This window comes from Paenibacillus sp. FSL H7-0326 (genome assembly GCF_001955535.1).
Lineage (GTDB): Bacteria > Bacillota > Bacilli > Paenibacillales > Paenibacillaceae > Paenibacillus > Paenibacillus shunpengii.
The window spans coordinates 58,729-72,508 of the sequence record NZ_MPVN01000010.1 but is presented as its reverse complement, the minus strand read 5'-3'; the positions used below and the strand labels follow the sequence as shown (position 1 = coordinate 72,508).

The following is a 13,780-nucleotide window of genomic DNA, read 5'->3' as shown; positions in this document are numbered from 1 at the left end:
TGCTTTCTTTTCATTTTATTCAAATAAGCTTATTGCTCGATCGCAAGAAAGGCAGCGACTTCAGCTAACCGGGAAGCATAGCCCCATTCATTGTCGTACCAGGCTGCAACGGATAAGAGCTCGCCCTGCACCTGTGTTAGCGGAAGATCAATAATCGAAGAGTGCGGATCTGCCACGATACGGGATGAAGCCCACTCTCCCTCCAGCACATCCAGCACACCTTTTAACTCGCCTTCTTGGGCAGCCTTGCGGAACATATCATTGATCTCCTGCGCTGTACATGGCTTCTCCGTAATGAGATTCAATTCCGCAATACTGCCCGTTCGGGTTGGAATTCGATAGGCTTTACCTGTGATCTGAAGATCCTTCCATATGAACTTAAGTGCTTTGGCAGCTCCCGATGAGGAAGGAATAATGTTCTCCGCCGCCGCCCAGGAGTCTCTGCGGTCTTTCATCGGCTGATCCGTCAATGATTGGGTATTGGTATATGAATGAACGGTGGAGAATAAACCATATTTAATCCCATAATTCTCTTGGACCAATTTAACTACAGGTGCCAATGCGTTAGTCGTGCAGCTGGCCATACTAATAATTTTATGCTCTACTGGATCAAAGCTGGACAAGTTAATGCCTTTTAGGAGCACCGCATCACAATCCTCCAGGCTCTTGCTTGGACCGCTTACGAGCACCCGGTTGGCTCCCCGGTGAAGATGGAGCTCTGCAACAGACCGTGTAACCGCGCGTCCTGTGCAATCAATAACCAGATCGACACCGAGCTCTCCCCAGTTCGGGATTTCCTGTGCTGCATTCAAGTAGTGGATGTGACGGTCGCCTATCTTAATTTGTCCTTCACTACCTTGAACAGGCTCATGCCAGCGCTTATAATTTGTATCTACTTCAAACAAGGCAGCCAGCGCAGCTTCATCTTTAATGTCTGAGATGGAATAAGGTACAAATAAATCGTTTAGCAGTGCTGCACGAAGCAGCTGTCTTCCAATGCGTCCGAATCCAAAAATCGCAATTTTCCCCATGGTATCCTCCTATTTATCTCCTTAGGTTTATCTTTAATGTATATCTTCGCCTAACACACGAACTTCAATGGGAAGAAGATTCCCCTCTACAATGTCTCGCTGGGATTCCAACCATGGTGGAAGCTGAAGCTTCTCCCCCAGGCTCTCCATAGGCTCATCGGTTGCAAATCCTGGAGGGTCGGTAGCGATCTCAAACAGGATTCCTCCTTGTTCGCGGAAATAAATCGCATTAAAATACTGGCGATCAATGATTGGCGTGGCTTGAAAACCATGCTGCACAACATGCTCACGCCACATGACATGATCCTCGCTATCCTGTGCCCGCCATGCAATATGATGAACGGTGCCTGCGCCTTCACTCCCCCATCCCATGGGTTCAGCATTAACGTCGATGATGTTACCAAGGTCACCATAGGAACGATATCGTACCAGTCCGCCCTCTTCACCGACTTTGTCCAAGCCCATAACGGTTCTTAGCGTATTCTGGGTTTGTTCGGGATTCGTGCTGTATAGCACGGCTCCGCCAAACCCTTTGATCGCTTTATCGGCTGGCACGCCCCCATAGGACCACTTGCTTAACGCTCCTTCTTCTCTCGCAACCACTTCCAGCTGCAAGCCGTCCTTATCATTGAATTGCAGATAGGTCTCATTGAAACGCTGCGTGCGCTTAAATTCAACGTTCAGTTTAGCCAGACGCTCTTCCCAGAATGTCAGTGCTCCAGCCGGGACCACAAACGTAGTGAGTCCAACCTGGCCTCCTCCCACTCTGCCGCGGCGGGCTCCATTGAATGGAAAGAACGTCATCGCTGTGCCTGGACTTCCCACTTCATTGCCGAAATAAAGATGATACACTTCGGGAGCGTCGAAGTTGACGGTCTTTTTTACGAGCCGGAGACCTAATACCCCCGCGTAAAAATCAACGTTTCTCTGCGGATTACCCACAAACGATGTAATGTGATGAATTCCAGCTGTTTTTTTAGTCATGATAAACAACCTCCAAGTTATGCTTAGTAAGAAACAGGGAAGCTCTTGCAACCATCAACAGGCCGCCGATCGAACGGCAGCCTGTGCACAGCATCTGCTTCGTATAGGACTTATACTTCTAGAACACAAAACAATCCAAGTCGCAGAATCCGCTGCCATGGTGGTGGCTGCATCTGTGATGATGATGGAGCTGTTGATGCTGTTGATCTAACACTTGCTGGCCGTTTGCCCCTCCGGATATAGGTGTCTTATAATAGCCGCCGTAATAGTTATGAGGCGACCAGTCCGGACTTGCTTTGGGAGCTGGAGGTGATAAATGCTGGAATTCGCCGACGCCATAGACGATCTTCCCTCCCACTACCGTCAATACCGATTCGATTTTTTTGATCTCCTCTTCAGGAACATTCAAGAAGTTAGCTGAGAGCAGTGAAAAATCCGCATAATAACCAGCTTTGATCTGCCCTTTGACATCCTCTTCCTTGGAGAACCATGCATTCCCTGCCGTATACATCCGAAGCGCTTCATGGCGCTCCACACGGTTGGATTCCGGATACAAGGAGAGTCCGCCGAGTGTTTTGCCCGTTACGAGCCAGTACAAGGCTACCCATGGATTATAGCTCGCCACCCGAGTCGCGTCCGTTCCAACGCCTACACGCAGACCAGCCGTAAGCATTTTCGCAATCGGCGGCGCATTCTCGGCTGCCTCAGCCCCATAACGGTCAACAAAATATTCTCCCTGGAACGCCATCCGGTTTTGTACAGCGATCGACCCGCCTAAGGCTACGACCCGCTCCAAATCTCGCTCATGAATGGTCTCGGCATGATCCAGAATCCAGCGCAGATCCTTAAAAGGCACCTCTTTATTCACACGTTCAAATACATCCAAGAATCGGGAGATCGACTCTCCATATGTTGCATGCAGACGGAATGGCCACCGCTGCGAAACGAGATGCTGTGTAACCCCAAACAGCTCATCTTCCAGGACTGCAGGCAGCTCCGGGCGTGGCTCGACAAAATCCTCAAAATCTGCCGCGCTGTATACGAGCATTTCACCCGCACCATTATGCCGGTAATAAGCACTTCCCGTATAAGGGGTGGATGAAGCTGTCCATTTCTCAAAATCAGCCAGCTCCTTATTCGGATTCTGTGTAAACAGATTATAGGCCGTGCGAACCGTGATCTCCTCCCGCCGGTCCAGTTCTTCAAATACTTGATAGTCATCCGGGTAATTCTGAAAACCGCCGCCGGCATCAATGACACTCGTGATGCCAAAACGATTGAGCTCCCGCATAAATAGGCGAGTGGAATTCAGTTGATCCTCGTAGCCCAGCTTCGGACCTCGAGCCAAGGTTGCATATAGAATCGTTGCATTTGGTCTTGCGATCAGCATCCCTGTTGGATTCCCCTTGCTGTCCCGCTGAATCTCGCCGCCTGGTGGATTCGGTGTGTCCTTCGTATAGCCAACTACGCGAAGAGCCGCTTTATTCAAGAAGGCCTGACGGTACAAATTAAGAATGAACACCGGCGTATCCGGTGCGATGCGATTAATCTCGTCCAGCGTAGGCATTCTTCGCTCCTTGAATTGGAACTCTGTCCAACCACCGACAACTCTAACCCAATGCGGTGCGGGTGTGCGGTCAACCTGAGCCTTTAGCATACGCAAAGCATCAGCGACCGACGGCACCCCGTCCCAGCGAAGCTCTAGATTGTAGTTCAAACCACCGCGAATCAGATGAATGTGAGAATCATTCAGTCCCGGAATCAGCATCCGCTTATTGGCGTTTACCATACGTGTTGCTGCCCCTTGATACTGCATGACTTCAGCCTCTTCTCCAACGGCTATAAACCGACCCGATTTGATGGCTGCAGCGGAAGCGATCGGATTCGCCTCGTCCATTGTAATCATGTGCGCATTATGGATAATGAGTTCTGCTTCTGTAACACGCGTTTGCTCGGACATCGTATATCCCCCTTTACATGTTATGTACTACTTACTGGATAGCCAGAGTTTAATCCATGGAATTAATCGCTGCCCCAGGAACATGCCGAATAAGCCTAGCAAGCCTAAGAATGGCGGTGCGGGAGAGGGTATACGAAGCGATTGGAACACGATGCCGATTGCAATCCCTGTGCCTAATGCCAAGATCATGGATCCCCACATGTGGAAGTACCTCCTTACGCTCAGAATTGATCTTATAAGTTTCATTCTATGGGAAGGCTTCAAAACGCATCAATAAGGCTCTCTCTATACCTGATATAGTAAAAACTTATATTCAAGGTATAATTTCTTCCTATCTTTCCTATAGAAAAAAGCCAATTGTTTAAAATGGATTATTTTCCTAGTATAAGTGGCATACAACAGCACATCGCTTAGCCGATTAAAGTCTGCTGTATCCAAAATAGAGCGAAGGTGGGACTTTTATATGTTTAAGGACAAAGAAGATTTGCTTACACCAGACAACTCCGCTATTATCCTTATCGATCATCAGCCACAGATGTTATTTGGCACGCAAAGCGCTGATCGCCAGGTCATTATTAACAACACGGTGGGATTGGCTAAGACGGCTAAAGTATTCAATGCTCCGATCATTCTGACAACGGTGGCTTCCGAATCCTTCTCAGGACCGCTTCACCCGCATATCCAGGAGGTGTTCCCTGAGCAAAAACCGATTGATCGTACCTCTATGAACTCTTGGGAAGATGAGAATTTTGTAAATGCGGTGAGAAAAACAGGCCGTAAGAAACTGATCATGGCCGCTTTGTGGACGGAGGTATGTCTGGCATTTCCGACAGTGGCCGCCATTAAGGACGGTTACGAAGTCTATATCGTTACAGATGCTTCGGGAGGAACAACAACAGAGGCTCATGACATGGCAGTGCAGCGAATGATTCAGGCAGGCGCTATTCCGGTCACCTGGCTCTCTGTCCTGCTCGAATATCAGCGCGATTGGTCTCGTCAGGAAACCTATAATCCTGTTATGGATGTCGTCATTCGGAATACGGGAGCTTACGGTTCCGGCGTTTTTTATGCGAAAACAATGTTTGACGCGCATGAAGGATAAGAACTGAAGCTGCCAAATACCTACGAAAAAGCGACATCCCTCCCACATGTTCTTGGGGAAATGTCGCTTTTTTTTGCAGCAGTGCTGTATATGGATTGAGATGTTATAAGTACGATCCTACGCTAGCACCGGTTATACTTCCGTTTCAAACCGCCTTCGCTGGCTTCGGAATTCCAATGCTGTGATGCCTTCCGTATCTTTGAATATTCTCGTAAAATGCTTCACATTCTCGAATCCAACCTGCGCACTGATCTCATATACCTTCAGATCAGATTGAACCAGCAGCTCCTTTGCCTTATCCAGCCTTAACCGGCGAACATAGTTCGAGAAGCTCTCCCCACTATACTCCTGAAAGGCATGGCTGAAATACGAGTAATTGAGCGAGAAGTGATTGGAGACGACCGCCATGTTCAAATCGTCAGCATAATGCGTCTGCAAGTAGTCGAGAACTTTTTGCATCGTATTCTGTTCCGTCGGCACCTGCTCTTTGCGGTTCTGAATGAACTGATCCAGACGATGGAGAAGCTGCTCGACAGCTATGTAATAATCTTCTAATTGATCGAAGTTTCCGATGTGACCTACAGGGGCATACGTCCTTAATAATTCAAGCACCTTATCTCCGTAGATGCGGAACAGCTTGTCAAACAATTCCTCGTTCAGCAGCTGGCTAATCCGTTCTAGATAGCCGATCTCACAGCTGCTAATAATACGGACATCAAGGATTTGATCGAGAAGCTGCTTGATCTCATCTCTGCGCCCCATTCCAATGAGATTCGATAATCGCTGAATCAGATCAACAGGAACGACACGCCGCTCCTCATTGCGTTTGCTTAAGCTCGAGTAGTCCAGCACATCAAGGTCAGGAAGCAAAATACCGTATTTCAACGTTTGCTTCGCTTGACTGTAGGCCAGCCTTACCTGCTCTATTCCCTGAACAGAACCGCTAATCGCAATCCGCAGCCCCGGCTCATCTCTACTAAGCTTCCACTTCTCTGCCAATTGGTAGAACATCACGGGATCGCGGGCGATCATCATCATTCCACCTTTTCCATCACGAGTGAGCGTCCAATCCGTATGCCCTTGTAATCGTTCAGCGATTTGATTCCTGAGATAAGCTGTATCCGCACTGCCAGGTCCTTCCCCACTTCGTCGCGTAAGCAAGCCCAGCGTATATCCTGCAGCTAACCAGCTTAGGCCAGCCTGCTTCAGCTTGTTCGGTGTTATGGCATTACCCACATCTACCTGGTTCACATGTAAAGTAACCAGCTCGGCGGCATACAGACTGGCATCTTCGTCTGTCCTGTCCGCTCGTTCTCCTCTGATCCTTATGTCCCGTATTAAGCGGGTCAGGACGGCAAACAGCTCCTCCCGCACTACAGGCTTGACAAGATAATCCTTCACACCACAGCGGATTCCTTTCTGAGCATAAGCAAAATCATTATAGCCGGACAGCAGTACAACCTCTGGAATAACCGGGTAGGCTTGAAGCTGTTCCATCAGTTCAATCCCATCCATAATAGGCATTCGAATATCTGTGAGCATAATATCCGCAGATTCCTGGTCAAGCAGCTCCAGCGCCTCTTGCCCGTTCTCGGCAAATCGGAAGCTGAACAACTCAGGAAACTTTCTCTCAATTACCGACTGCAAGCCTCTCCGAATGATCTTCTCGTCATCGACGATCAGCAGGCTGATCATATAAGTTCACTCCTTCCCCCATGACTCGATAAGGCAAAGTCATCATGACGCGTGTATAGCTTCCTTCCTGACTCTCGATCTGAATCCCATATTCGGCCCCGTAGCTCATCACTAAGCGTTGGTCCACATTACGCAGTCCGATTCCATTGCTGTCCTGATCCCTGCGAACAAATAGCTTCCGGGCATCCAAGTAAGCAGACTCCTCCATCCTTAACATTCGGTTCAATAATTCAAGCCTTTCCGTCGGTATGCCGCAGCCGCTATCCGTGACCTCTATAATACACGTCTGATCCTGCCGAACAGCAGAGATCGTAATGACGAGGTTTCCGTCGCTCGAATGCATCCGGCTCATCCCATGCTTGATTGCATTCTCGACTGCGGGCTGTAGTGACATTTTGAGTGTTTCCTGCTTGAGACATTCTGGTGCAATCATCAATCGGAGATCAAGTCTCCCATCATAACGGATGTTCATAACCGATACATAATGCTGCACATGCTGGATCTCATCGGTGAGCATCACATAATCCTGCTTCCATTCCATTGAATACCGCATCATGCCTCCCAGCGAGGTCATGATATCCGATATAAGGTCCTGCCCTTCAAGCTCAGCCAGCATCTTAACGTTCTCCAGCGTATTGTAGAGAAAATGGGAGTCAATCTGGTTCTTCAATGCCCGCAGCTCGGCTTCCTTGCCCGCCGCCTGTCTGGCTGCCTGCTCTTGAATGAGCTCGTTAATCTTCAGAATAAGCTCTCGATAATGAAAGCCCAGTTCACCTACCTCATCCGTACCCGAAATCGGCGGCAGCTCGACCTTGAAGTTGCCGCTTCGCACCTGCTGCATAGATTCCCTTAATACCTTAAGCCTGCGCAAAATGATTGCCTGCATCGAATAAGACAGCAGAACGAGAAAGGCTACGAGTAGTGATATAAGGACAATATTTCGAACTCTCGACTGGTTAATGCCTTCGAGTGTGTCCGCAAGACTCACCATATTGACCAGATGTAAGTCAATGGATGGGATATAGCTCTGAAATGCAACGTAGGACTGCCCCTGAACCTTGAACTGTAACTCCTCGACAGCTGCATTACGCGTCAGCTTCACATTGCTCATCAATTCCTCTGCGCTATGCTGAGCGAATACAGGCGCCTCCTTCAAGCTGAACACATCTCCGCTCCTTGCCACTACGATTAACTGAGAGTTCTTATCCTGCACACTGTCAAACGTTTGAGAGAAGAAGTTCGACAGCTTCATCGAGATCTCCAGAATTCCGTTATGTGTTGCATTGTCCGGATATTTGAATTCCTGCAGATAGGTCATGAACGGTTCATTCGGTGAAGGCTCGGTTGGCTCATTCGTGATCGCCACATTCTCCTGTATCTCCCACCAAGGCAGTCCGCTGCTCTTCATTACCTCATCATACCAAGACTTGGCCTGAATACGTGATTCCTGCAGGATAACGGGCCAAATCTCATTCACATACACATTGTCCGTAAACAACCGGACATTGGCAATCCGTGGATTGTTGAACAGATAATATTGAAAGCTGTTGACCACATCGTTCTTGATACGAAAAACTTGCGCTGCATCCTGGAACTGTTCAATTTGCAGATAGTTGTTCATTTCCCGATTGGATAAGGCTAGCTGACCGGTCCATCCCATCAGCTCTATGTTATTCTCAATATTTATCTTCTCAACCTCAAGCACATTCTTGCTGTTCTCCGCCAACTCTTCCAATGCACTGGCAGACTCTTCATTCAGTGTGTACCAAGAGAATAGAATTACGGGTATGAAGATGACGATGACAAATGACAGAATCAGTTTGACTTGAAGCGAAAATTTAAATGAAAAGGTACGTATCCTCAATAACCTGCGGATGACCGCAAATTCCATCTCCTGTTTCACAGCTTGCTCCCTCTAAGAACTATGGATTAAGTGTCGATCTCAGCTTCTCTACATTTCGTTCATAAGCTGCTTGGCGGCTAGCGATGATCGCTTCATATTCGGGCGCATCGGTAATTGTGTTCATATATTCAGCGAATAGCTGATCGAATTCAGCATCTGACTTCGCCATCAGCAGCTTCGGCAGTGTCTTCGCCCAGAGCCGCGTATTCTTGCCTTCCGCAATCCCTTCCTTGGTCGTTGGATCTGGATCCAGATTCTCAAATTCGGACATGCTGACCGTCTTGCCCCTCGTCCAATCCGAGATCTGCTTGGCAGGTTCAGCATCCATTCCTGTCATCCATTCCAAATTCTTGTTTGTGTCCATTAGCATCCAGTACATATAAGAACCGCCATATTTGCTGTCGAACGCTTGACGGTCGGTGTTAAGCAGCTGCAAGACCTCGGGCAGAAACTGATCCTTACCGTCTATTCGATCGTAAGTAACGCCCTTCTCTCCGAGGAACAGATCCCGGTTCCCCTCCTCGCTGAGCAAATAACTGAGGAAGGCAATCGCCCGCTCCTTATCCTTGACCTCCTTCGAGATGAGCGTCACCGTCCAGCCGGAGACACCATTTCCTGCAAGGGTTGGGGGATCATGTGCATCATTCGCCGGACCATCAATCGCGATATATACTTTATTCGGGTCCTTCTTATATAAGGCTTGATTAATCTCTGAAAAGTCAGACCACTGATAGAGCATGGCGAAGTAGCGGCCTTTCGCTATTTTCTCATCCTTTTCCAGCCGTTTCTCATCAATATATACATCTGTAGGGATCAGCCCATCCTCATGTGCTTGGCGAAACACCTTCAGCCATTTTAGATAGGTAGGATCACTTCTACGATCGTATAGTTTACCGTTCTTCTGCTGTGGAATAGCCAAGAAGTTCTGAAGGTACTCTTCCAGCGAATAATTGCCGGTCTCCGTAAATTCATGCAGACCAATCGGAATAAGCGGCTGACCGTCTACCTCCGGAAACTTCTCTTTCGCAGCCTTAAGTGCGCTCAAGAACCCTTCCGGTGTGCTCATATCTGGCTTTCCAAGTGCTTCATACATGTCTTTGCGAACAACAAAGGTCTGATTAGATGTAAATAACGGACCATACTTATGATAATCCGCGGGGGATGAAGAGGCATTCGGGTAGGCGTAGACATTCCCATTAGACTGTGTGTACCAGCCAAGCTTCGCGGGGTCTGCGACTTTAAAGAAATAAGGATCATACTGATCGGCCAGTTCATTCAACGGAAGAACCATGTCACCATTGATCAACTTCTGTACGGAATCCTCGTACCAGGCCAGTGTGATGAAGTCAGGGAGTGACCTCGCTGCCATCATCGTGTTCAGCTTCTCGCTGGCATCGCCGGCAGGCACGATAAAGTTCAGGCTGACTCCTGTCTTTTTCGTTATATAATCGGATACTACGTTACCTCCCCACTTGCTGGTGAACCAATCAAAATTGATGTACCAGTCAAATGTAATAGGTGCCGTGTCCAGCTTCCAGGCTGGCTCATCCGGGGAAGACTTCATTGGAGAAGAATCTGCCTCGATGGGTTTGGGGCTCGAGTTCGATGGAACCTCAGCAGTGGCTTCACTCGAGGTGCCTGTGTTGCCGGAACAAGCCGCTAACGCCCAGCACATCATCAGGGCTAATAACACCATCATTGCTGAGATACGCTTTCTAACCATTCATAGATCACCTCATATCTTCGAATTTTTAATGTGAAGTATAGTGCCATTTATAGGAATTTTATGCTCAGTTTACTGCTAGTATAAATGTTATTCCAGGCAAAGGACAGGGGAAAAAGGCTCACCGATTCCGGATTACCGTCCTTATCTTTCTCTGTCCTTCGTGAACTCGAATAAGCGAGCATGACAAAGGATAGCCCCTTCGTTTCAGCTCGCATTTATTAGATATATAGTGCGGTTATTACATTACACAAATAGATTATAACCGCCCCTTTCTGCCCTATCATTTGGATTGCTCGAGAAGAAAGTCGATACATTGCTGAACAGAAGGATTGCTGTACTGATACTTCTTATACATGAGCTTGATTTCACGAACAGGCGTGGGATCGATGAGTCGAATCATGTGTAATGACTGACCCGCATGATTTTCAATAGATGAGACGGGTAAGATCGCGACTCCCATCTGCTGCATGACCATAGTCAGAAGGATTGACCTAGAATTAGATTCAAACATAGACTGCAGGGATTTGGAGGTCTTAGGATTGGATGCATGAAGCTGCTCGTGTAAATTTAGATCGCCGGCAAATAACGGAGTATCCAACTCAACTAACTCTCGAAAAGAAACAGAAGTACGCTCAGCCCAAGGATGACCTGCATAAACGGCCAAAGCCTGCTCTTCTGTATGTAGATGCATCGTATGAATTTCTTTGTTTGGATCCGGATTGTTGGTGATCCCAATATCAATACTGTCACTCAATAATTGCTGAGTCGTATATTCTCCACTCGTAAATTTGACTGAAATGTAGGGATACTGCTCATGAAACTTCGAAAAAAGAGGCGCTAAGCTTAAAAAGTCCATCGGCGAAATGCCGATCGAAAGTTTATTGGCCCGAGCCTGAGCATGGCGCAGCTCATTGGTTTCTTTCTTCGATTCATCAAGGAGCCTAATCACGGAAAGAGCTTTTGCATACAGAATTTCCCCGTCGGCTGTAATCTTGATCCCTCTGCCAAACCTCTCGAACAAGGGGGTTCCAACCTCTGCCTCCAGGAAGCGAATCTGTTGACTTAATGTCGGCTGAGAGATCATTAGAACCTCTGCTGCCTTAGTAAAGCTGCCTGCTATGCATATTTGTATGAAGCACTCTAATTGCCGGAACAAGATAGCTTCACCTCATTCTCTCTTACATAGGAATGAATCTCTTGAATGAATAGGCGTACCGACGGCCTCATCGTTACAGATTTAAGATACGCGAGGGAGATGTCCCAGCTAGGAATACGGCCTTCTAACTTTAGAATACGTACGGAATCGTCCCTTAGGTTATCGAGCACAGATGTTGGGATCAGAGATGCACCCAGTCCATGCCTTACCCAATGGATTAATACGGAGGTGGTGGAGGTATGTATGATGGACTTAAGGGTGAACCCATAAGAGAAGCAGCACATATCAATTAAGGATTTGTTTTGTTCTAAGAACATCATAGAATTGATTTGCTTCAGAGCTCGGAAAGGGATCGAGGATTTATCCGCCAAAGGATGCGCTGAGTGAATCAGCATAGCCAGCTCCTGTCTATACAAATGAGTCGTGGTGACAGAAGTATTCGTGATTGTTTGTGCAGTGATTCCAATGTCTACACGCTGCTCCAGCACTCTATCCTCCACATCCTCGGCATCGACGATTTTCAATACTATATGAGGGTAATTCTGATGAAATTTTATAAAGTATGGAGCAAGGTATTCCAGCTCAGCAGGACAGCAAGCAATGGAAATGGTTTCTACCGATTTATGTCGCCTTTCATGTATTTCATTTCGTGCCTCTTCCAGAAGCTCCATAATCGCGTTGCCCTTATTCAAGAGGATCTTTCCTGCTTCCGTTATTTCTACCCCCCTGTTTACCCGATCGAACAATGGAATGTTATACTCATCTTCCAACACCCTAATTTGCTGACTAAGTGTAGGCTGAGTCACACCTAATTCTTCTTTGGCCTTGGTGAAGCTCCCCGATTTGCATATCTGAATAAAGTATTCAAGCTGGCGCAATTCCACGGGCATATCCCCCTTCCAAGCTGACGATTAACCATATAGACATCCCTTTGTAAATATTATAAGAAGAAATCTGCCTATTAAGATATCCGCTAAATTTCAGGTAAGGGTTACTGGATTTTAGGGTGGGTGCTTGACCCCTTCTACGAAAGTCATATGAAATTCTATTAAAAGTCACTTCAACTATTTATGTGTATTCAACTAACGGGCAAGTTAGGTTAAAGAGGTTCAAGGGTTCTTTTTTGTTGACTTTTAAATGTTATGAAAAGATCTTATCTCAATGTTATTGTTCAGAGTAAAATGAGGGAGTACATATTAAGAAGGGGGGAACCTGCATGAGCTGGGAAACGATAAAATGAAGATGAATTGCTTATTGAGATTAAGAAGCAATATGCACAAGAACAAGCTTTAAATGGAATAGATCTATCGAAAGATAAAAGAAAAAAAGAATTGATTTACATAATTCATAAGTTGATAGAGAGAGTACCAAGCCTTACACAACATGAGATAGCTTCAAGAGTTAATGTGAGCCAATCAAGAGTGAGTCAAATTCTAAAGATCATTAAGAAAAAATGAAATAATTAAAAGTCCCTGAGTACTGCTGTACTCCAGGGACTTTTTTAACCAGCCGTAAATTCATTCTTCAATAGTTAAGGAGTAATGACGAAAATAGTTGAAGAAACGAAAAAGAATAAAATTATTCATAACTTTTAGCGAGTTCAAGGGTTCTTAATATCCAAGGAGAGGAGTGTGATTGACTAAGACCAAATCATTTCGTTGAGAAGGTTATTTGGTAAGCCTATTTTTAGTATACAGCAGTCCCAACGAATGATTGCTTAAAAAACTACAAAACTGGAGCCAAAGTCTTTTTTCATTTTTTCTAATGTTGATAATGCGTCTTTGTATGTGGAACCCGTCACTATATATCTAACCTTTGTCTGAACATCTAGAATTGTTATATTATTAAAGTCATCATCAAACCAAATAATACCTAACATAGAAACATTGTCCGGAGGGTTTTTGGAAAGATCATTGTATACTAAATTGCCCATATTAATACCATTCTTTTTCTCTAAAATATATGTATCAAGTGTCTCCCCGTTTTCAGATACTTCATTTCCATTAATTATAATTGAGCCTTTAAAAACATGATCTCGAAATAATGGTCGATAAAGTATGCCATTAATTTGAATATGAGTTTCCTGAAATGTTGAAGAATTAATATAAGAGAAAGTTCCGGCAGACCTTACTACTTCAACTTTATTAGGGAATTTATAAAAAAACAAAAAAATCACCAACAATAAAATTGGAATCAAAGAATATTTCAAAAAATTTCTCACAC

12 protein-coding genes are annotated in these 13,780 nt (G+C 46.1%); 2 read left to right on the top strand and 10 right to left on the bottom strand.

Going from position 1 to position 13,780, the window contains the following annotated elements:
- Positions 1–29: 29 nt before the first annotated feature.
- The 4 genes from BK126_RS27125 to BK126_RS27110 form a co-directional block, all read right to left on the bottom strand.
- Complete coding sequence (locus tag BK126_RS27125) at positions 30–1,031, bottom strand: type I glyceraldehyde-3-phosphate dehydrogenase (protein ID WP_076315586.1); 1,002 nt, start codon at positions 1,029–1,031, stop codon at positions 30–32.
- A 33-nt stretch (positions 1,032–1,064) separates the two neighbouring features.
- A complete protein-coding gene (locus BK126_RS27120) occupies positions 1,065–2,015 on the bottom strand; it encodes a ring-cleaving dioxygenase (protein ID WP_076315585.1) in 951 nt (316 codons plus the stop codon).
- 118 nt (positions 2,016–2,133) lie between these two features.
- Positions 2,134–3,975: an amidohydrolase gene (locus BK126_RS27115; protein ID WP_076315584.1), complete on the bottom strand. Its 1,842-nt coding sequence runs from the start codon at positions 3,973–3,975 to the stop codon at positions 2,134–2,136.
- A 27-nt stretch (positions 3,976–4,002) separates the two neighbouring features.
- Positions 4,003–4,176: a XapX domain-containing protein gene (locus BK126_RS27110; RefSeq protein WP_076315583.1), complete on the bottom strand. Its 174-nt coding sequence runs from the start codon at positions 4,174–4,176 to the stop codon at positions 4,003–4,005.
- Positions 4,177–4,438: 262 nt separating this feature from the next.
- On the opposite strand from BK126_RS27110, the gene BK126_RS27105 reads away from it, so the two are divergent.
- A complete protein-coding gene (locus BK126_RS27105; RefSeq protein ID WP_076315582.1) occupies positions 4,439–5,077 on the top strand; it encodes a hydrolase in 639 nt (212 codons plus the stop codon).
- A 132-nt stretch (positions 5,078–5,209) separates the two neighbouring features.
- Here BK126_RS27105 and BK126_RS27100 read toward each other — a convergent pair whose 3' ends face one another.
- The 5 genes from BK126_RS27100 to BK126_RS27080 form a co-directional block, all read right to left on the bottom strand.
- Positions 5,210–6,772, bottom strand: coding sequence for a response regulator (locus tag BK126_RS27100; RefSeq protein WP_076315581.1), 1,563 nt, complete (start codon positions 6,770–6,772; stop codon positions 5,210–5,212).
- Positions 6,747–8,675: a sensor histidine kinase gene (locus tag BK126_RS27095; RefSeq protein ID WP_256703071.1), complete on the bottom strand. Its 1,929-nt coding sequence runs from the start codon at positions 8,673–8,675 to the stop codon at positions 6,747–6,749. Before BK126_RS27095 ends, BK126_RS27100 begins: the two co-directional genes overlap by 26 nt.
- Before the next feature lie 19 nt (positions 8,676–8,694).
- A complete protein-coding gene (locus BK126_RS27090) occupies positions 8,695–10,353 on the bottom strand; it encodes an extracellular solute-binding protein (protein WP_076315614.1) in 1,659 nt (552 codons plus the stop codon).
- A gap of 328 nt (positions 10,354–10,681) precedes the next feature.
- Positions 10,682–11,557, bottom strand: coding sequence for a LysR family transcriptional regulator (locus BK126_RS27085; protein WP_076315580.1), 876 nt, complete (start codon positions 11,555–11,557; stop codon positions 10,682–10,684).
- The gene (locus BK126_RS27080; RefSeq protein ID WP_256703070.1) at positions 11,542–12,447 is read right to left on the bottom strand and encodes a LysR family transcriptional regulator; all 906 of its coding nucleotides are present in this window, start codon (positions 12,445–12,447) and stop codon (positions 11,542–11,544) included. The genes BK126_RS27085 and BK126_RS27080 overlap by 16 nt, the downstream gene beginning before the upstream one ends.
- 357 nt (positions 12,448–12,804) lie before the next feature.
- Here BK126_RS27080 and BK126_RS30310 point away from each other — a divergent pair, with 357 nt between their 5' ends.
- Positions 12,805–13,014: a sigma factor-like helix-turn-helix DNA-binding protein gene (locus BK126_RS30310; RefSeq protein WP_076315578.1), complete on the top strand. Its 210-nt coding sequence runs from the start codon at positions 12,805–12,807 to the stop codon at positions 13,012–13,014.
- 260 nt (positions 13,015–13,274) lie between these two features.
- Here the strand turns inward: BK126_RS30310 and BK126_RS27070 are convergent, their stop codons facing one another.
- Positions 13,275–13,778: a hypothetical protein gene (locus tag BK126_RS27070; protein ID WP_076315577.1), complete on the bottom strand. Its 504-nt coding sequence runs from the start codon at positions 13,776–13,778 to the stop codon at positions 13,275–13,277.
- Positions 13,779–13,780: the final 2 nt, after the last annotated feature.